Source organism: Labrys sp. E2SS-1L, from assembly GCF_057073705.1.
This window is the reverse complement of record NZ_CP172712.1, coordinates 3,460,898-3,480,206: the sequence shown is the minus strand read 5'-3', so window position 1 is coordinate 3,480,206 and position 19,309 is coordinate 3,460,898. Positions and strand designations below refer to the sequence as shown.

The 19,309-nt window shown below is 63.7% G+C and carries 19 protein-coding genes; 7 read left to right on the top strand and 12 right to left on the bottom strand.

Annotated elements, in window-relative coordinates; genetic code table 11:
• Positions 1-202: 202 nt before the first annotated feature.
• Positions 203-1,459, bottom strand: coding sequence for an N-acetylmuramoyl-L-alanine amidase (locus ACIGJE_RS16055; RefSeq protein ID WP_483677925.1), 1,257 nt, complete (start codon positions 1,457-1,459; stop codon positions 203-205).
• An 805-nt stretch (positions 1,460-2,264) separates the two neighbouring features.
• Here ACIGJE_RS16055 and ACIGJE_RS16050 point away from each other — a divergent pair.
• The 5 genes from ACIGJE_RS16050 (at position 2,265) to ACIGJE_RS16030 (ending at position 8,703) form a co-directional block, all read left to right on the top strand.
• On the top strand, positions 2,265-4,955 hold the full coding sequence (locus tag ACIGJE_RS16050; protein ID WP_311938240.1) for an Rne/Rng family ribonuclease: 2,691 nt from the start codon (positions 2,265-2,267) through the stop codon (positions 4,953-4,955).
• A 366-nt stretch (positions 4,956-5,321) separates the two neighbouring features.
• Positions 5,322-6,101: an NAD kinase gene (locus ACIGJE_RS16045; protein ID WP_311938239.1), complete on the top strand. Its 780-nt coding sequence runs from the start codon at positions 5,322-5,324 to the stop codon at positions 6,099-6,101.
• A gap of 5 nt (positions 6,102-6,106) precedes the next feature.
• Entirely contained in the window at positions 6,107-6,709 is a 603-nt protein-coding gene (locus ACIGJE_RS16040) for a hypothetical protein (protein ID WP_415086888.1), read from the top strand.
• Between the two features lie 30 nt (positions 6,710-6,739).
• Entirely contained in the window at positions 6,740-7,261 is a 522-nt protein-coding gene (locus ACIGJE_RS16035; RefSeq protein WP_394309178.1) for a CoA-binding protein, read from the top strand.
• Positions 7,262-7,416: 155 nt separating this feature from the next.
• The gene (locus tag ACIGJE_RS16030) at positions 7,417-8,703 is read left to right on the top strand and encodes an O-acetylhomoserine aminocarboxypropyltransferase (RefSeq protein WP_311938234.1); all 1,287 of its coding nucleotides are present in this window, start codon (positions 7,417-7,419) and stop codon (positions 8,701-8,703) included.
• On the opposite strand, the gene ACIGJE_RS16025 is transcribed toward ACIGJE_RS16030, so the two are convergent.
• Positions 8,682-9,773, bottom strand: coding sequence for a COX15/CtaA family protein (locus tag ACIGJE_RS16025; protein ID WP_415086891.1), 1,092 nt, complete (start codon positions 9,771-9,773; stop codon positions 8,682-8,684). The two genes, ACIGJE_RS16030 and ACIGJE_RS16025, sit on opposite strands and share 22 nt — an antisense overlap.
• Positions 9,774-10,031: 258 nt before the next feature.
• Here ACIGJE_RS16025 and ACIGJE_RS16020 point away from each other — a divergent pair, with 258 nt between their 5' ends.
• A complete protein-coding gene (locus tag ACIGJE_RS16020; RefSeq protein WP_311938231.1) occupies positions 10,032-10,280 on the top strand; it encodes a DUF2842 domain-containing protein in 249 nt (82 codons plus the stop codon).
• Positions 10,281-10,290: 10 nt separating this feature from the next.
• Here ACIGJE_RS16020 and ACIGJE_RS16015 read toward each other — a convergent pair whose 3' ends face one another.
• On the bottom strand, positions 10,291-11,142 hold the full coding sequence (locus tag ACIGJE_RS16015; RefSeq protein WP_311938229.1) for a LysR family transcriptional regulator: 852 nt from the start codon (positions 11,140-11,142) through the stop codon (positions 10,291-10,293).
• A gap of 108 nt (positions 11,143-11,250) precedes the next feature.
• Here ACIGJE_RS16015 and ACIGJE_RS16010 point away from each other — a divergent pair, with 108 nt between their 5' ends.
• A complete protein-coding gene (locus ACIGJE_RS16010) occupies positions 11,251-12,261 on the top strand; it encodes a zinc-dependent alcohol dehydrogenase family protein (RefSeq protein ID WP_415086894.1) in 1,011 nt (336 codons plus the stop codon).
• A gap of 19 nt (positions 12,262-12,280) precedes the next feature.
• Here ACIGJE_RS16010 and ACIGJE_RS16005 read toward each other — a convergent pair whose 3' ends face one another.
• The 9 genes from ACIGJE_RS16005 to sufB all read right to left on the bottom strand — a co-directional run bounded on the left by ACIGJE_RS16005 (position 12,281) and on the right by sufB (position 19,302).
• A complete protein-coding gene (locus ACIGJE_RS16005; RefSeq protein WP_311938226.1) occupies positions 12,281-12,811 on the bottom strand; it encodes a DsbA family protein in 531 nt (176 codons plus the stop codon).
• Complete coding sequence (locus ACIGJE_RS16000; protein WP_311938224.1) at positions 12,811-13,080, bottom strand: DUF1467 family protein; 270 nt, start codon at positions 13,078-13,080, stop codon at positions 12,811-12,813. Before ACIGJE_RS16000 ends, ACIGJE_RS16005 begins: the two co-directional genes overlap by 1 nt.
• A 33-nt stretch (positions 13,081-13,113) precedes the next feature.
• On the bottom strand, positions 13,114-13,479 hold the full coding sequence (locus ACIGJE_RS15995; RefSeq protein ID WP_311938223.1) for a TfoX/Sxy family protein: 366 nt from the start codon (positions 13,477-13,479) through the stop codon (positions 13,114-13,116).
• A gap of 12 nt (positions 13,480-13,491) precedes the next feature.
• A complete protein-coding gene (locus tag ACIGJE_RS15990) occupies positions 13,492-13,869 on the bottom strand; it encodes a HesB/IscA family protein (protein WP_068283007.1) in 378 nt (125 codons plus the stop codon).
• A gap of 111 nt (positions 13,870-13,980) precedes the next feature.
• Entirely contained in the window at positions 13,981-14,364 is a 384-nt protein-coding gene (locus tag ACIGJE_RS15985) for an SUF system Fe-S cluster assembly protein (protein ID WP_068282576.1), read from the bottom strand.
• An 11-nt stretch (positions 14,365-14,375) separates the two neighbouring features.
• On the bottom strand, positions 14,376-15,620 hold the full coding sequence (locus ACIGJE_RS15980) for a cysteine desulfurase (RefSeq protein ID WP_367622617.1): 1,245 nt from the start codon (positions 15,618-15,620) through the stop codon (positions 14,376-14,378).
• An 83-nt stretch (positions 15,621-15,703) separates the two neighbouring features.
• Complete coding sequence (gene sufD, locus ACIGJE_RS15975; RefSeq protein WP_415086897.1) at positions 15,704-17,026, bottom strand: Fe-S cluster assembly protein SufD; 1,323 nt, start codon at positions 17,024-17,026, stop codon at positions 15,704-15,706.
• 2 nt (positions 17,027-17,028) lie between these two features.
• Complete coding sequence (gene sufC / locus ACIGJE_RS15970) at positions 17,029-17,775, bottom strand: Fe-S cluster assembly ATPase SufC (RefSeq protein WP_068282568.1); 747 nt, start codon at positions 17,773-17,775, stop codon at positions 17,029-17,031.
• A gap of 54 nt (positions 17,776-17,829) precedes the next feature.
• Positions 17,830-19,302 (bottom strand): Fe-S cluster assembly protein SufB, encoded by a 1,473-nt coding sequence (gene sufB / locus ACIGJE_RS15965; RefSeq protein ID WP_367622614.1) that lies wholly within the window; start codon positions 19,300-19,302, stop codon positions 17,830-17,832.
• Positions 19,303-19,309 lie beyond the last annotated feature (7 nt).

Below are 19,309 nucleotides of genomic sequence, written 5' to 3'. Positions count from 1 at the left end.
CTGCCCTGCCGGGTTTGGGCCAAAGCCGTTCGTTTTCATACCGGCAGCCCCGGCATATTCGGTTGACATCTAACATGCCAGGCCGGCCGAACCCAAGGGCGGCAACTGCACCTCAACGCTTTTGCAGGGCTTTTGTGGAGAAACTGCGGCTCCCGGGCAACATGCCTGTGCAAGACCCGCAGTGACGCCGGCGTGAAGCGCTTCAGGGCGTTGCCGGAGCGGAGCCGCTGGAGGCGGCCGGCTGGTTGGCGCGGCGCTGCTGGAAGAAACCATCGATGGCCGTTACCACGGCATCGGCGGCACGGCTGCGCCAATCGTCCGAGGTCAGCAGCTTCACGTCATCCCGGCTCGACAAATAGCCGAGCTCCAACAGCACCGAGGGAATGTCGGGTGCGGTCAGCACCTTGAAGCCGGCCGAGCGGTGCGGGTTCTTGTTCAGCGTGGCTGCAGCCTGGAACTGGTCGATGAGGACCTTGGCAAAGCCGTTGGAGAAGGACTTGGTCTCGCGCCGCGTGAGATCGATGAGGATATCGGCCACATCGCCGGGCTCCGACGCCAGGTCCACGCCCGCAATCGCATCCGCCTTGTTCTCCTGCTCGGCATAGCGAGCCGATTCGGCGTCGGAGGCCCGATCCGAGAGCGTGTAGATCGTCGCCCCCCGAACCCCGAACGGGTCGTGCAGGGTGTCCGCATGCACCGAGATGAACAGCGAGGCGCGGTTGGCCCGCGCGAACTGTACGCGGCCGGCCAACGAGATGAAGGTGTCGCCGTCGCGAGTGAGCACGGCCCGATAGCGCCCCGTCCCATTGATCTTGTCGGCAAGCCGCTTGGCGAATTCGAGCACAATGGTCTTTTCCTGCTCGCCGGATTTGGACGTCGCGCCCATGTCGATGCCGCCATGGCCGGGGTCGACCACGACAACGGGCAGACCAGGCTGGCTCTCCGGCAACAAAGGTGGCGAGGGTGGCTGCGGATGCGCCGTCATGTCCGAACTCCTCTGGCTCGCCGCCGTGCGTAGGAAAGCGGCCCGATCCGTTTTGACCAGATCGATCACCAGCCGCGCCGGCTGATCGTCGAGCGCATCGAGGAGAAAGGATTTGTCCACCGCCGCCGGCTCGGTTAGATCCAGCACGATGCGGGACTTTCCGGGCGCGATCAGGCCAAATCGATAGGCGCTGACCACGCCGCGCCCATGCTTGCCGGTGTCCGGTGGCATGCCGAATTCGATCTGCGGCAGATCGACCACCACGCGATAGGGATCGGGCAGCACGAAGACGCGGAAATTCAGGTCGCTCACGGAACCGTGAAGATCGACGATCAGGCGCGTGCGCTTGTCGTCACCCGCGAGGCGCGCATCACTGGCCGTCAGGGCGGATGGCGACGCTGTCGCGGGTGGCTGCGTCGGCGCGGGTTCGGCCGTGACCGGAGGGGCAACGGGCCCTTGGGCGGCACGGGCCATCTGGACCTGTCCCACCCCCAACAAGACCAGTATGCCTATCGCGGCGAGCCTCATTCCGCCCATCATCTCCAATTGTCCCGCCGAACACGGCCGTCGCGCATGCGGCTCCCGTTGCGGCAACGCAGGGCCCAGCGCAAAATTCGGCCTTGCCAATATCCGCTCGGAAGTGGCGAAACAATGATGAAGACCCCGAACGGTGTCCCGGACGTTAACGCAGACCCGACGTTTTGCGTGTCCTTCCTGCAACACCCAACGGAAATCCTTGCCAAATCGAACAAGAACTCGATAAAACAAATCTGCTCTCGAATGGTTCTCCGACCATGCCGAATTCGAGCATCAGAATGGTCCCTGCAGACCGGTTGCGCCGTGAAAGCGTGACGATCGTATGCGGTGCCGGCCAAGCCGAGGTTATCCGGCTGCTGATGTGTCCTTAGAGGATAAGGAGAATCACGGGTGGCGTGCGGATCGCCCAGCGATCCGGATCGGCGCGAGCGCCGGTCGGATATCCCGTCCCGCCCATCGACCGAGAGCGCCGTCTCGGGAGCAGTCCCGAGACCCGAACCCGGTGATGGAGCGATGCAAACAACAGCATCCCCCGGACGTCGAGAAGTGATGCAGCGTGCACTCCCCGAGTGGTTTGCACGAACACTGCCGCTTTCGCCTTCGGGACATACCATTCGCCCCTCATCGAGCCTTGTCCCAGCCAACAGAGCAAGCGCCTGCCGCATCGGCAGGGCTGTATCGGTGTTCGTCGCCAGCAGCCCCGCGCATGACCCCGGCCGTGCTTGCCAGAGAGAAAATAATAATGGCCAACAAAATGTTGATCGATGCCGCCCACCCGGAGGAAACCCGGGTCGTGGTGGTCCGCGGCAATCGCGTCGAGGAGTTTGACTTCGAGGCAGCCAATCGCAAGCAGCTGCGCGGCAATATCTATCTCGCCAAGGTCACCCGCGTCGAACCGTCCCTGCAGGCGGCCTTCGTGGAATATGGCGGCAACCGCCATGGCTTCCTCGCCTTTTCGGAAATCCATCCCGATTACTACCAGATCCCCGTTGCCGATCGCCTGGCCTTGCTGGCCGAGGAACAGCGCTCGCATCGCGACGAGGAAGACGACGAGGAAAACGGCAACGCCAATGGTGCGGGCGAAGGCCGCCGGAGCGGTTCGCGCCGCCGCCGCGGCCGTGGCCAGAACCGCACCGAGGCTGCGGAAGCCGAGACGGCCGCCGTCGTCGCTTCGGCCCCCGAGCCTGAAGCCTCCGACGACAGCGCGGGTGAGGATGGTGGCTCGGGCGGCATCGTCGAGGTCGGCTCCGGCTCCGACGAGGAGCATGTCGAAGCCCTCGGCGGCGGTGATGTTGCCGACGACATCCCCGAGCGTGTCTCCCGTCCCCGCAAGCAGTACAAGATCCAGGAAGTGATCAAGCGCCGCCAGGTGCTGCTGGTCCAGGTCGTCAAGGAAGAGCGTGGCAACAAGGGCGCGGCCCTCACCACCTATCTCTCGCTGGCCGGCCGCTATTCGGTGCTGATGCCCAACACCGCCCGTGGTGGCGGCATCTCCCGCAAGATCACCAATGCCGTCGACCGCAAGCGCCTGAAGGCCGTGGCCGGCGAACTCGACGTGCCTGACGGCATGGGCGTGATCCTGCGCACGGCCGGTGCCTCGCGCACCAAGGTCGAGATCAAGCGCGACTTCGAATATCTGCTGCGCCTGTGGGAGAACGTCCGCGATCTCACGCTGAAATCCGCCGCACCGACCTTGGTCTATGAAGAAGGCTCGCTGATCAAGCGCTCGATCCGCGACCTCTACAACAAGGACATCGACGAGGTGATCGTCGCCGGCGACGACGGCTATCGCGAAGCCAAGGACTTCATGCGCATGCTCATGCCGAGCCATGCCAAGAACGTGCAGGCCTATCGCGAGGCGGCACCGCTGTTCCAGCGCTTCGGCGTGGAGGCCCAGCTCGATGCGATGTTCTCGCCCTCCGTCAGCCTGAAATCAGGCGGCTACATCGTCATCAACCAGACCGAGGCGCTGGTTTCGATCGACGTCAACTCGGGCCGCGCTACGCGCGAGCACAATATCGAGGACACCGCCCTCAAGACCAATCTCGAAGCGGCGGAGGAAATCTCCCGCCAGCTGCGCCTGCGCGACCTCGCCGGCCTGATCGTCATCGATTTCATCGACATGGACGAGAGCCGCAACAACCGCTCGGTCGAGCGCAAGCTCAAGGATTGCCTGAAGAACGACAGGGCGCGCATCCAGGTCGGCCGCATCTCGCATTTCGGCCTGATGGAGATGTCGCGCCAGCGCATCCGCACCGGCGTGCTGGAATCCTCCACCGAAGTATGCGCCCATTGCGGCGGCAGCGGCCATGTCCGCTCCGTCACCTCGGTGGCGCTGCACATCCTGCGCGCCCTCGAAGACCAGCTTCTCAAGAGCGCCACACATAATCTGGTGCTGCGTACCCGGACGGCCACCGCGCTCTATGTGCTCAACCATAAGCGTGGCCATCTCTATGCACTGGAAGCCCGTTTCGGCGTCTCGATCACCGTCAGCGCCGATGAGACAATCGTGGGCAACCAGAACTACCTGATCGAGCGCGGCGATATCGCCACGCCGCAGGAACCCCGTCCGGTGGCGACCACGGTCCAGGTCGATTCCTTCCCGCCGGCCGAAGAAGTGGTCGAAGTCGAGATCGAAGTCGAAGCCGACGAGGAGGAGGAGAAGGAGACCGAGGGTGGCCGCAAGCCGCGCCACCAGGCCGCGGATGGCGAAGCCGATGCCGGCGACGGCGGTCGCAAGCGCCGCCGCCGCCGCCGCCGCCGCCGGGGCAATGGCGCCGGCGGCGAGGCAGATGCACCGAACGCCGCAGCCAATGAAAACGAGGGTGAAAGCGAAGGTGAAGGCGAGGATGCCGCGCCGGCTGCCGAGCAGGTCGCCGTCGAGTCTCCCGACGCCGAGGAGGTAACGCCACCTCCGGCCGCCGAAGCTACCGCGCCGAGCGAAGATGAGGGTGCCGATGCCGGCAAGCGCCGGCGCCGCGGGCGTCGTGGCGGTCGCCGCGAGGCCGAAGTGGAGACGCCGGCGGTTGGCGAAGCCGAAGCGCCCGCAGCCGAGGCTTCCGCCCCCGAAGTCGCGACCATTGAAACCGTTGCAGCGGAAGCCGTCGAAGCCCCCACCATCGCCGAGGCTGCGCCCGAGGCGGTCGTCGAGGAAAAGCCGAAGCCCAAGCGCCGGGGTCGCAAGCAGGTGGCGATCAAGACGGAAGCGGAGAGCGCGCCTGCGCCGGTCCCTGCCCCGGAGGCCGAGCCCGTTCAGGCCGAACAGCCCCCGGCACCGGCTCCCGTCGCCGAGCCGGAACCGGAGCCGGTTCAGGAAGCTGTGGCATCTGCCGCGGTACGGGAAGTCGTGGTGTCCAACCCTTCAGCCTATGTCTATGTCGACGCCGTCGATCCGGCCAAGCCGAAAAAGGCCGGATGGTGGTCGAAGAAATGAGGTGAGCGACCTGAGCAGAGGGCGTTCATGACCGACCGCTCCTTTGCTCGGCCCTTTCGTATCCAGACCAGTCCGACGACAGGCCAGAGCAACCTTGCGATTCGCGGCGCTTGCGTCGGATGGCGGGGCGCTTGGTGATCCTAGAAGGCGCCGCACTGATGGTCAGTGCGGCGTTTTCTTATGCCGTGGCCATGGGCTGGGAAGCGTTCCTGCAACTCTGGGCGTTTGCGCCCGACGGCAAGACGCTTTGAGCATTGGCAGCCGGCATTTTTTCGCGATAGGCTGGCGGCGGGCATGCGTCGCCTGCCTTACCCATCGACCCGGGCTCGCCCTGGTCCAGCGAACATTCCCATTGCGATTTCATTCGTGACCAGCAAACATCATTTCGAGAAGATCGCCTTCGTGGCCACTGCGACCGCTTCGGCGCGCAAGGCGCTCAAGTCGCTCACGGCCCGCTATGGCAACGTCCCGATCGAGGAGGCGGAGGTTGTCGTCGCTCTTGGCGGCGATGGCCTCATGTTGCAGACATTGCACAGGTTGATGGGCCGCAAGCTTCCGATTTACGGCATGAATCGTGGCTCCGTCGGCTTCCTGATGAACGAGTTCCGCGAAAACGACCTGCATGACCGCTTGGCCAAGGCCCGGCGCAGCGTGGTGCATCCGCTTGCGATGTGCGCGGTCGATACGCGTGGCCACACGTCGAAATCCTATGCCATCAACGAAGTCTCACTGCTGCGCGCCCGTTTCCAGGCAGCCAAGCTCAGAATTTCGATCGACGAGCATGTCCGGCTGGAGAGCCTGATCTGCGATGGCCTGATCGTGGCGACGCCTGCCGGATCGACCGCCTATAATCTGTCGGCCAACGGTCCGATCCTGCCCCTGGAGGCGCCCCTGCTGGCGCTCACCCCGATCTCGGCGTTTCGCCCTCGCCGCTGGCGTGGTGCCATCCTGCCGCAGCGGGCACGCGTCACCATAGACGTGCTGGAGCCGGCCAAGCGGCCGGTCAATGCGGTCGGCGACAATGTCGAGGTCAAAGACGTGCAGCGTGTCGAGATAGCCATGGATTCGTCGCAAGACCTCGTCATGCTGCATGATCCTGGGCACTCGCTCGACGAACGTATCCTGCGCGAGCAATTCGATTGGTAGCCAACATGCACGCTTCCACCATCAGGCAATTCGCCCGCCGCCTATGTCTTGCTTCCGGCTTGGCCCTATCGGCCTGTTTCCTGGCCAGCACTGCCGGTGCGAGCGATGATCAGGTCAAGCTGACTGCAGCGATGGTGGAGAAGTTCATTGCCGCGCGCGCCGAGTTGACGGTGCTTGCGACCGACCTCACCAAGAAATACGGCGACCGTTCCGACACGCCGGGCGATGATCCGGTGGCCTCCCTGCCGGCATTCCAGGACATTGCCGACGCCAAGACGCGCACCGATGCGATTCTGAGCAAGTATGATTTCAAGGATCTGGACGCGCTCGATATCGTCACCAATTCGGTGATGCTGGCCTATCAGGCAGATGTCCCCGACAATAACGGTGCTGCCGACAGCGGCCAGAACGATCCCGAGGCAGACAAGGCCAAGGCGCGGGCCGAGATCGAGGCGGACCAGAGCCTCACCCCCGAAAAGAAGAAGGAGGCGCTGCAGCAACTCGACGAGCAGTTTGCCTCCCTGCAAGCCTTGACACCCCTGCCCGGCAATGCCGAGGTGGTGAAACCCTTCCTCGACAAGCTCAAACCGATAGCCGAAGCCAACTGATTGACCGATCGACGACCGGCGGATGTGTGAATGAACCACGACAGCTATTCTGACGACTATATCGGCGACATCCTGCGCAAGGTTCACACCATCGCCATGGTCGGCGCTTCGGCCAATGAGGTCCGGCCGAGTTATTTCGTGCTGAAATATCTCAAGCTGCGTGGCTATCAGATGTTCCCGATCAATCCGGGCCTCGCCGGCAAGACCATCCTGGATCTGCCGGTTTATGCCAGCCTGGCAGCTCTGCCCGGCCCCGTCGACATGGTCGATATCTTCCGCAATTCCGAGGCGGCCGGTGCGGTGGTCGACGAGATCCTGGCCCTGCCTATCCTACCCAAGGTGATCTGGATGCAGTTGACGGTGCGCAATGATGCCGCGGCTGCGAAAGCCGAAGCCGCCGGCATCGAGGTGGTGATGAACCGCTGCCCCAAGATCGAATATGGCCGGCTGTCCGGCGAGATCGGCTGGGCCGGTGTCAATTCCGGCGCGATTTCTTCCAAACGCGCCACCCGCGATACCCGCGGCTTCCAACGCCTCGGCTTGCGCCAATAGGCTGCCGGTACTGTCTGTCATCGCGAGCGCAGCGAAGCAATCCAGCGTCCTCCTACAAAAACTGGATTGCTTCGCTGCGCTCGCAATGACACCAATTCACCAACGCCGTGTCATTGCGGCCAAGCATTCTACAAGACCATCCAAGGAGGATCATGATGTCGGCTGGGCAACAACCAGGGTTTTCAACGCTTGCCGTTCACGCGGGGGCACAGCCGGACCCAACCACCGGCGCGCGCGCCACCCCGATCTACCAGACGACGTCCTTCGTCTTCGACGATGTCGACCATGCCGCTTCGCTGTTCGGGCTGCAGGCCTTCGGCAATATCTATTCGCGCATCACCAACCCCACCAATGCGGTGCTGGAAGAACGCGTCGCCGCGCTGGAAGGCGGTACCGCCGCCCTGGCCGTGGCCTCCGGGCACGCCGCGCAGATGCTGGTGTTCCACACCCTGTTGCAGCCGGGTGATGAATTCATCGCCTCCAACAAGCTCTATGGCGGCTCGATCAACCAGTTCAACCATTCCTTCCGCTCGTTCGACTGGAACGTGCGCTGGGCCGATGCCAATGATCCCTCCAGTTTTGCCGCGGCGGTGACGCCGAAGACCAAGGCGATCTTCATCGAATCCATCGCCAATCCCGGCGGCATCATCACCGACATCGCCGCCATTGCCGCCATCGCCAAGAAGGCCGGCGTGCCGCTGATCGTCGACAACACCCTCGCCTCGCCCTATCTCACCCGCCCGATCGACTTCGGCGCCGACATCGTGGTGCATTCGGCCACCAAGTTCCTGGGCGGGCATGGCAACTCGATCGGCGGCGTCATCGTCGACGGCGGCAAGTTCGACTGGCTCTCCTCGGGCCGCTATCCCTTCCTGTCGGCGCCGCGCCCGGAATATAACGGCATCGTCATCGGCGAGACCTTCGGCAATTTCGCCTTCGCCATCGCCGCGCGCGTGCTCGGCCTGCGCGACCTCGGCCCGGCGCTGTCGCCCTTCAATGCCTTCCTGATCCTGACGGGCATCGAGACGCTGCCGCTGCGCATGCAGAAGCATTCGGACAATGCCCTGGCGGTCGCCCAGTATCTGGCCGAGCATCCCGGCGTGGCCTGGGTGTCCTATCCCGGCCTCGATGCCGACCGATACAACGCCCTCGCCCGCAAATACTGCCCCAAGGGCGCCGGCGCGGTGTTCACCTTCGGCCTGAAGGGCGGCAACGAGGCCGGCATCCAGCTGGTATCGAACGTCAAATTGTTCTCGCATCTCGCCAATGTCGGCGACACCCGCTCGCTGATCATTCACCCGGCCTCGACCACCCATCGGCAATTGTCGGATGAACAGAAGAAGGCAGCGGGCGCGGGTCCCGACGTGGTGCGCATCTCGGTCGGCATCGAGGATGTCAAGGACATCATTGCCGACCTCGATCAGGCCCTCGCCGGGAGCTGAGGCGCCGGCCCTGCAACCAGCCGCTGCGCGTGTACCGTCGCAGCGGTGAGCAGCAGGACGCCGCCGAGCTGGTGCAGGATGCCCGCCCAGAGCGGCACGACCAGCACGAGCGTGATGATGCCGATCGCCGCCTGGCCCAGCGCGACGGCCGCCACCAGCAAGGCCCGGCCGCGCGCCGGGCCATTACCCCCACGCATGGCCAGCCAGGCCTGCAGCAGGGCCAGCGCCACGATGAGATAGGCCACCATGCGGTGCTGGAACTGCACGGTCAGCGCGTTCTCGAAATGGTTCACCCAGGTCGGCGCCATGATGTAGAGATTGTTCAGCGCCGGGATGAAATGGCCATCCATCAGCGGCCAGGTATTGTAGGCCATGCCGGCCCTCAGGCCGGCCACCAGGCCGCCCATGAAGATCTGCACCAGGATGAGAGGTACCAGGAGATAGGCGATCGCCCGCGCTGTTGCCGGCACAGAGCCGCTGGCGCGTTCTTCCTTAAGCGAGGACGCGACCCAGACGATGGCGGTGAGGATGAGACAGGCCAGGGTCAGATGCATGGCCAGGCGATATTCGGAGACCTCGGTCCGATCGGCCAGGCCCGATTTCACCATCCACCAGCCCAGCAATCCCTGGCTGCCGCCGAGCGCCAGCAGGCCGACCAGCTTCACGGTGAGCTTGGGCGTCAACCAGCCGCGCAGCCAGAAGATCAGGAAAGGCACGGCGAAGACGATGCCGATCAGGCGGCCGAGCAGGCGGTGGCTCCACTCCCACCAATAGATGAACTTGAACTCCTCGAGCGACATGCCGAGGTTCAGCTTCACATATTGCGGAATCTGCTTGTATTTCTCGAACTCGGCCGTCCACTCGGCAGCGGAGAGCGGCGGAATGGTGCCCTTGATCGGCTGCCATTCGGTGATCGACAAGCCGGACTCGGTCAGGCGCGTGGCGCCGCCCACCACCACCATGGCAATCACCAGCACCGCTACGACGACGAGCCAGGCGCGGACAGCAGCAAGATGGCCGCGGCTCATGCCGATAAGAGTGGGATTGTCTGCAATGGCGGCCACACGCATGCCTTTCCTGATCGACTGGCTTGGACAGCGCTTTGCGCTCTGACGGGATCGCCGAGACGGGCAACGACGCTCAAGCCAATCCATTGGATTGACTTGGAAACAGAGAGTTGGAGCAAATAAGCGTTCACACTTGAACGCGCTTTGCTCTAGAAGGCGCACAGATATAGAAATCGCTGGCCAGGAGCAACGCGCGCTCGCGTCGCACTCCAGCGGCATGTCGGCCTGCGCCTTTCCGGCTGGCGGAGACGACGCTGAACCATGGAGTTCGAGATCATGGCCCAGGACTACAAGGCACCGTCCCTCCGCAAACTGGTCGGTTCGCTGGCGATGCTGGTGTTGGTCGTGGTCTATGCCCTCCTCGCCATGGCGCTGGCGGAAGGCCGCATCACCGATGCCCCCGCCTGGCTGCAACCCATCCTCTATGCCATTCTAGGCCTTGCCTGGGTCTTTCCGGCCATGCTCATCATCAAATGGATGGAAAAGCCCGGGAACAAGCCGAAGGGATAAGGACTGCCCCTCACCCCAACCAGGCCCCTATCGCCTGCGCCAGGACGTCGACGACAGGGTCGAGCGAGCGAAGATGCGGCGAGCGCTGCATCTGAACGTCGAGAACCAGGCCGAGATCATCGGCCTCTTGGATCGCGGCAATGCCCGGAATGGCGGCTCGTTCCAGGACACGGCGGGGCAACAGGCTGAGGCCGAGCCCCTCCCGCACCAGGGCCAGTTGCAGGCCCGAATCCTGAACTTCGGCGGCGACATGCAAGGCCTGTCCCCGCCGCACCATGGCCGAAGCCAGGAGCCGGCGGGCCTCGCATGGCTCGGGACTGAGAATCCAGCCGGCCTCGGCGATCGAGCCACTCGCCTTCCCGGCAGCGTCGGCACTGGCGGTGATGATCGACAGATGCTCCTGTCCCAGGATGCTGAGCCGGTCGGCGACGACCTCGGCCGAAAGCAGCACGGCGGCATCGAGATGACCACGGCCAAGCTGCTCGGACAGCGGTTGGCTCCAGCCCGTGGTCAAGCGCAGCATCACGTTCGGAAATCGCTGCCGCAGGTCACGAATGATCGGCACCAGGGCACTGCCGGCAATGCCATGGGCGACACCCACCCTGAGCATGCCTTCGGGGTCACGCTGGCTTGCCATCTGCGTAAACTCGTCATAGGCGGCCAGCACCTTTCGGCAACGTGCGAGTGCCTCGACACCCAAGGGCGCCAAGGCCGATGGCTTCTGGCGACGGTCGAGCAGTTCGAAGCCGAGAAGCTGTTCGAGCCGCTGGATCTGGCGGGTGACCGCCGGCTGCGTCAGAGGCAGACGCTCGGCGACCTTCTGGATCGAACCTTCTTCGGCGAACAGAACGAAAGTGCGCATCTCGCTCAGCATCATACATTCTCTGCATATTAATTCTAATTATTATGAATTTGAACATTATGCGCTGCGCTCGCATCCTTGCCAAGCCAAACGGACAAGGAGACGAGAATGAAGGCCATCATCATCGACGGCGAGCCTGGCATCGACAATCTGCGGCTGGTCGAACGGCCGATGCCGACGCCGCGACGCCAGGAAGTGATCGTGCGCATCAGGGCCACGGCCCTCAACTACCGCGATCTTGAGATCATCCGCGGCAGCTATCACACCCGCTTCCCCTTGCCGCTGATCCCGGTTTCGGACGGCGTCGGCGAAGTGGTCGCGATAGGCGAAGGCGTCAGCCGCGTGGCGGTCGGTGACAGGGTCTGCAGCACGTTCTGGCAACGCTGGGTCGGCGGCAGTTTCGACATGGCCGAGCCAAGCCATCAGCGCGGCGGCCCGCTTGACGGGCTGCTGGCCGAATATGCCGCCCTCGACGAACAGGCTGTCGTACCCGCGCCCGCCCACCTCACCGACCTCGAAGCAGCCACCCTGCCCTGCGCCGGCGTGACGGCGTGGCACAGCCTGGTCACGCAAGGACACCTCAAGGCCGGCGACACCATCCTCGTGCTCGGCACGGGCGGCGTTTCGATCTTCGCCCTGCAATTTGCCGTCAATGCCGGCGCTCGTGTCATCGTCACCTCAAGCAGCGACGAGAAGATCGAGCGCGCCAGGGCCCTGGGGGCCGCGGCCGGCGTGAACTATCGCAAGCATCCGCAATGGGCGGACGCCGTGATCGAGCTGACCTGCGGGCGAGGCGTCGATCATGTCCTGGAAGTGGGCGGTCCCGACAGTTTCGCACAGTCCCTGCGTGCCGTACGCCGCGGCGGTCAAATCAGCGTGATCGGCTATCTCGGCGGTACTGAGGGAACCATCAATCCGCTCGACATCTTCCGGCGCCAGGTGACGGTGCGGGGCATTCCAGTCGGCTCACGCGCCTCCTTCGAGGCAATGGTACGGGCCATCGACGGCGGCAGGATTCGACCGGTGATCGATCGCTGCTATCCCTGGACGGATATCGGCGAAGCCCTGCGCCATCTCGCAGGCGGCAGGCATTTCGGCAAGATCGTGCTGCAGCATTGATGTGCCGCGGGCAGCAGGCTCAGCCTCGGCTTTCCGCAGCAGCCAGCAGGGCCGCATGCAGCCCCCTGAGGTCGCGGCGGCCATCGTGACGGGTGCCATTGATGAACAGGGTCGGCGTCGCATTCACGCCGCTGGCGATGCCGCTCTCGAAATCGAGCTCGATCCTGGCGGCATAGCGCCCGCCCAGGGCCGCCTCGACGGCGTCCTGACCGAGACCGAGCCGGCGCCCGTAACTGCGCAGCGCCCTGTCATCGAGCGCATGCTGGTTGTCGTAGAGGATGCGATGCGCTTCCCAAAACCGTCCGACTTCACTGGCGGCTTCCGCGAGGCCGGCGGCATGCAGGGCGAAAGGATGCGGCTCGACCAGGGGAAAATGCCGGAAGACATAGCGCAGCCTGTCACCCATCAGACGCTGAACGCCGTCGATCACGCCGACGGTCTCGCCGCAATAGGGGCATTCGAAATCGCCATATTCGACCAGGGTGACCGGCGCATCGGCCAGCCCCTTCACATGGTCCTGCGCACCGACGTCGCGTGAGAGCACGGCCATTATTGCTTCAGGTCCGGCACGATGTCGAAGATCTGGTGTGGCATCCAATGTTTCGACACGACGAGATAGACGCAGGTGAAGATCGCCGCGGCAATCACCGTGGTGATGCCCGCCTTCTTCAGAAGCATCGGCCTTTGCGGCGCGCCGGCCTCGGTGCCCGGCACCACCTCGCCGCCCTCGAACTGGCTCTTCACGCCCAGCGGCAGCACGGCGAACAGCGTCATCCACCAGATGACGAAGAACAGGGCGATCGAAAGCACGATGGACATGGCGACGGTCCGATATCGAGGATACGAGAACACTCACAAAGGCTGCGACGCGCTCTTCCTGGAACGTTTTGCTTTAGACGCCTGCTTCGGCGCACGCAAGGAAACCGTGAGGCCGAGCCGAGCCCATTTCAACGCTTCATCGGGATCGTCCAGCGCCCGGTCAGGCAGGCTCCAATACGGCAGTTGCACCTCACGGTTCTTGCCCCGGTAGCGGAAGGGGCGCGAACCTGCCTGCTCGAACAGAGGCTGGCTCTCGGCATCCGCCTTGATCCAGATCTCATCGAAAGCACCGAGTGCGAAGACCACGCCATCGGAATAAAGGCCAACCCCGCCGAACAAGCGGCGGATGGATAGACGGGGCATGCCGGCGAAGAGGTCGCGCAGATGCTCGTGATCCATCCGGCGGCAGCCTCAGGCCGTCGCTTCCAGGGCGCCACTCGCAGCCGGCGTAATCGCTACCGACTCGCCACAGCCGCAGGCCGAGGTCTGATTGGGATTGTTGAACACGAACTGGGCCGAAAGCTTGTCGGTCTTGTAGTCCATCTCGGTGCCGAGCAGGAACAGCACGGCCTTGGGATCGATCAGGACCTTGACGCCCTTGTCCTCGACCACCTCGTCGAGCGGGTTTGCCGTTTCGGCATATTCCATCGTGTAGGACATGCCGGCGCAGCCGCCATTCTTGACGCCGACGCGTACGCCTTCATAGGGCCGCTCGGCATTGGCCATGATGGCCTTGATCTTGTCGGCCGCGGCATCGGTCAGCGAAACGACCTTGAACTTCGGACGGATCTTGCTCACTGGAACACTCCAACAACACCGGGTTCAAGGCCCGGCGCTCGGTTTACCCCACGAATATAAGCGCGACTCGGCGCGAATGCGAGAGGGAGAGGATTGGATCCCTCACCACATATCCAGCGCGACGCGCGCCTCGTCGGACATGCGCGACTGATCCCACGGCGGATCGAAAACCATCTTCACCTGCACCTCGGAGACACCGGGCACGCTTGCAACGGCATTCTCCACCCAGCCGGGCATCTCGCCCGCCACCGGGCAGCCCGGCGCCGTGAGCGTCATGTCGATGCTCACCTTGCGATCGTCGGCGATCTCGACACGGTAGATCAGGCCGAGCTCGTAGATGTCGGCCGGGATTTCCGGATCGTAGACGGTCTTGAGGGCGGCCACGATCGCGTCGGTCAGCCGATCGATCTCTTCCGGCGGCAAGGCCGTCGCCCCTGCGACAGCCGGTTCATTGGGCCGGGTCTCGGCCAGATTTCCGTCGGCCATCACTGCCTCCGTCATGCGAAAAAGCTCTGCGCCTTGATCAGCGCCTCGACCAGTGCATCTACCTCGTCGAGCGTATTGTAAAGCCCGAAGGATGCGCGGCAGGTCGAAGTTACGCCATATCGCGCCAAAAGCGGTTGAGCGCAATGTGTTCCTGCCCGCACCGCGATACCGTAGCGATCCAGCACGGTCGCTACGTCATGGGCATGGGCATTCTTCAGCTCGAAGGAGACGATACCACCCTTGCCCGGCGCCTCACCAAAAATCCGGATCGAATTGAGCTTGGAGAGGCGCTCCTGGGCATAATGCAGGAGCTTCTCCTCGTGAGCCCGGATATTGTCGCGGCCGAGCGCCATCATGTAGTCCACTGCCGCACCCAGCCCGATCGCCTGCACGATCGGCGGCGTGCCGGCTTCGAAGCGATGGGGCGGCGTGGCATAGGTGATGTTGTCCTCGGTCACCTCGCCGATCATCTCGCCTCCGCCATTGAAGGGCGGCATGCGCTCCAGCCACTCCTTCTTGCCGTAGAGCACGCCGATGCCGGTGGGCCCATAGACCTTGTGGCCGGTGAAGGCGTAGAAATCGACGTCGAGATCCTGGACGTCGACATCGAGATGCACAGCGCCCTGGCTGCCGTCGGCCAATACCGGAATGCCGCGGGCATGGGCCAGGGCGACGATTTCCTTGAGTGGCGTCACCGTGCCCAGCACGTTCGACATATGGGTGATCGCGACCATCTTGGTGCGCGGCCCCAGGAGCTTTTCGAAAGCCTCGATATCGAAGGAGCCGTCTTCGCGGATCGGCGCCCATTTCAGCACGGCACCGGCGCGTTCACGATGGAAGTGCCAGGGTACGATGTTGGAATGGTGCTCCATAATCGAGAGCACGATCTCGTCGCCCTCGCCGATCTCGAGCAGCCGCCCCATGGAGGCGGCGACGAGGTTGAGGGATTCAGTTGCCGACCGCGAAAAGATGATCTGCTCGATCGAGGGGGCGTTGAGGAATTTGCGCACGCTCTCGCGGCCGGCCTCATACGCTTCCGTCGCCGCATTCGCAAGATAATGCAAGCCCCTGTGAACATTCGCATATTCATGCGTGTAGGCATGCATCATGCGATCGAGCACCGCCTGGGGCTTCTGGGCCGATGCGCCATTGTCGAGATAGACCAGCGGCTTGCCGTGGACCTGCAGGGACAGGGCCGGAAAGTCGGCACGGACCTTAGCCAGATCATAAGGAAGTGCGGCGACGGGCTTGTTCACGTTCCTGTTCCTTCACTCGGAGTGGCGGTCCCGCCACCCCATCAATCGCAACCCTGGAATGGCGGCCCGTGGCCGCCACTCCTTCAGACCCGCTTGTCGAGCCAGGCCTCAGTGAGGGCGTTGAGGCGCTCACGCAGTTCCTCGTTCTCTACCGTCTCGATGGCCTCGCCGACGAAAGCCTGCACCAGGATCGCCTCGGCCTCCTTCTGCGGGATGCCGCGGGCCTTGCAGTAGAACAACAAATCCTCGTCCAGGGCGCCGCAGGTCGCGCCATGGGCGCAGACGACGTCATCGGCGAAGATCTCGAGTTCCGGCTTGGCATTGGCCTCGGCCGTCTCCGACAGCAGCAGCGAACGGCTCATCATGCGCCCGTCCGTTTTCTGTGCACCGGGACGAACCACGATCTTGCCCTGGAACACCGAGCGGGCCTCGTCGTCGATGACCGCGTGGAAAAGCTCGCGGCTCTCACCGCCCAGTGCCGTATGATCCACCACCAAAGTGGTGTCGGCATGGCGCTTGCCGGCCAGCAGCGTCGCGCCCGACAACACGATCTTGGCATCGTCACCCTTATAGGTGACGAAGAGCTGGTTGCGCGCCACGGCTGCGCCAGCCTCCAGGGCGAAGCTCTGCAACAGAGCTTCCTTGCCGAGCGAGGCCAGCACGGTGGAGATGTGCTGGGCCTCCAGGCCCTGGACCTGGAAGCTGATGCGCTGCAGTTCGGCACCGTCGCCGACCTTGACGGCGAGCGCCGCATTGGTCTGATGGGCAACGCCCTCCGGCCCCTCATAGCTGTCGATCAGCGTCAGCTTGGCGCCGGCGCCCAGGACAACGAGCGACCGCGTGAAGGTTGCCTGCGCCACCGTACCGGTGTGGCGGGTCTCGATGGCAACCGGCAGGCCGATTTCGACGCCCGCATCGACGCTCACAACCACGCCGTCGCTCATGAAGGCGGTGTTGAGATCGAGCACGGAATTGTCAGGCGCTCCGGCGCTGAGATCGGCGATGAGCGCATCGTCCGTCGAGGCGAGCGCCTCGGCGAGCGACGTCACCTTCAACCCCGCCGGCAATGTGGCAAGATTCGACAGCGCCGGAGAATAGGCGCCGTCGACGATCACCAGGCGGATATGCTCGAGCCCGGCGAGAAACTCCTCCGCCTTGCCCGCCGCACCGGGTGTTCCCCGCGGGCTGGTAGCAACGGGATTGGCATCGCGCATCAGGTTGCGCAGGTCGGTATATTTCCACTCCTCGACCCGGCGATGCGGCAGGCCGCTTGCGCGGAAGCGGGCAATCGCCCCCTCGCGCAGGCCGCGCACGGTCGCCGCACCGGGCAGCGTCTCGCGCAGGCCGCCGAACGCCTCATCCAGCGCCGTCTCGGCCGAAGTCTTTACAGCAACGATATTGGCCATGGTTACGCAGCTTCCTCGTAGTCGCGATAGCCGTTGGCTTCGAGCTCGAGCGCCAGTTCCTTGCCACCCGACTTCACGATGCGGCCCTTGGAGAGGACATGCACGCTATCGGGGACGATATGGTTGAGCAGGCGCTGATAATGGGTGATGACGATGAAGGAGCGCTTGGGCGAGCGCAGCGCGTTCACGCCGTCCGCCACGATGCGCAGCGCGTCGATATCGAGGCCGGAATCGGTCTCGTCGAGCACGGCGAGGCTCGGCTGCAGCAGAGCCATCTGCAGGATTTCCATACGCTTCTTCTCACCGCCGGAGAAGCCGACATTGAAGGCGCGGCGCAGCATTTCCTTCGAGATCTTAAGCTCATCGGCAGCACTGTTGACACGCTTGATGAAGTCCGGCGTGGAGAGCTCGGCCTCGCCACGCGCCTTGCGCTGGGCATTCAAGGCCGCCTTCAGGAAGGTCATGGTGGCGACGCCGGGAATTTCCAGCGGGTATTGGAAGGCCAGGAAGACGCCGCGTGCCGCGCGCTCCTCGACCGGAATCTCCAGGATGTTCTCGCCGTCGAGCAGGATCTCGCCCTGCGTGACCTCATAATCCTCCTTGCCGGCCAGGATATAGGAAAGGGTCGACTTGCCGGAGCCGTTCGGGCCCATGATCGCCGCGACTTCGCCGTCCTTCACCGTGAGGCTCAGCCCCTGGATGATCGGCTTGCCGTCGATTTCGGCATGGAGGTTCTTGATTTCGAGCATCGTAGAGTTCCTAGAAATAGTGACGCCGGAGCGTGAAAGAGGTGACGCGCCGCCTTAGCCGACGCTGCCTTCGAGGCTGATGGAGATGAGCTTCTGCGCCTCGACCGCGAATTCCATCGGCAAATGCTGCAGCACGTCCTTGACGAAGCCGTTGACGATCAGCGCCGTCGCCTCCTCGGCCGACAGGCCGCGCTGGAGGCAATAGAACAGCTGGTCGTCCGAGATCTTCGAGGTGGTGGCCTCATGCTCGAACACCGCCGTCGAATTCTTCGATTCGATATAGGGCACGGTGTGCGCCCCGCAGTGCTCGCCGATCAGCAGCGAGTCGCAATTGGTGAAGTTGCGGGCACCGGTGGCCTTGCGATGGGCAGAGACCAGGCCGCGATAGGTGTTGTTGGAATGGCCGGCCGAGATGCCCTTGGATATGATCCGGCTCTTGGTATTCTTGCCGAGATGGATCATCTTGGTGCCGCTGTCGACCTGCTGGCGGCCATTCGACACGGCGATCGAATAGAACTCGCCCTGGGAGCCCTCGCCGCGCAGGATGCAGGACGGGTACTTCCAGGTGATGGCCGAACCGGTCTCGACCTGCGTCCAGGAAATCTTCGAGCGCGCGCCGCGGCAATCGCCGCGCTTGGTGACGAAATTGTAGATACCGCCCTTGCCCTCGGAATCGCCCGGATACCAGTTTTGCACGGTGGAATATTTGATCTCGGCGTCTTCCAGCGCGATCAACTCGACCACGGCGGCGTGGAGTTGGTTCTCGTCGCGGCGCGGTGCCGTGCAGCCTTCGAGATAGGAGACATAGGCGCCCTTGTCGGCGATGATCAAAGTGCGCTCGAACTGCCCGGTCTTTTCCTCGTTGATGCGGAAATAGGTCGACAGCTCCATCGGGCAGCGCACGCCCGGCGGCACATAGACGAAGGACCCGTCCGAGAACACGGCCGAGTTCAGCGTCGCATAGAAATTGTCGGTGGTCGGCACCACGGTGCCGAGATACTTCTTCACCAGGTCCGGATGCTCGCGCAGCGCCTCGGAGATGGAGCAGAAGATCACGCCAGCCTTCTTCAATTCCTCCTTGAAGGTGGTGACGACGGAGACCGAGTCGAACACCGCATCGACGGCGATGCGGTTGGCCGGCGCCACGCCTTCGAGGATTTCGACCTCGCGCAGAGGAATGCCGAGCTTCTCATAGGTTTTGAGAATGGCCGGATCGATCTCGTCGAGCGATTTCGGCGCGGCATTCTGCTTGGGCGCCGCATAATAATAGAGATCCTGGAAATCGATCGGCGGATATTCCACGCGAGCCCAGGTCGGCTCCTGCATGGTGATCCAGCGCCTGTAGGCATCGAGGCGCCATTCGGTCATCCAGTCAGGCTCGCCTTTCTTGGCCGAGATGTAGCGCACGATCTCTTCGGACAGGCCTTTGGGTGCAAGCTCCATCTCGATGTCCGTGACGAAGCCATATTTATATTGGTCGACGTCGATCGCCCGGACCTGTTCGACGGTTTCCTGGACTGCAGGCATGTTGGTC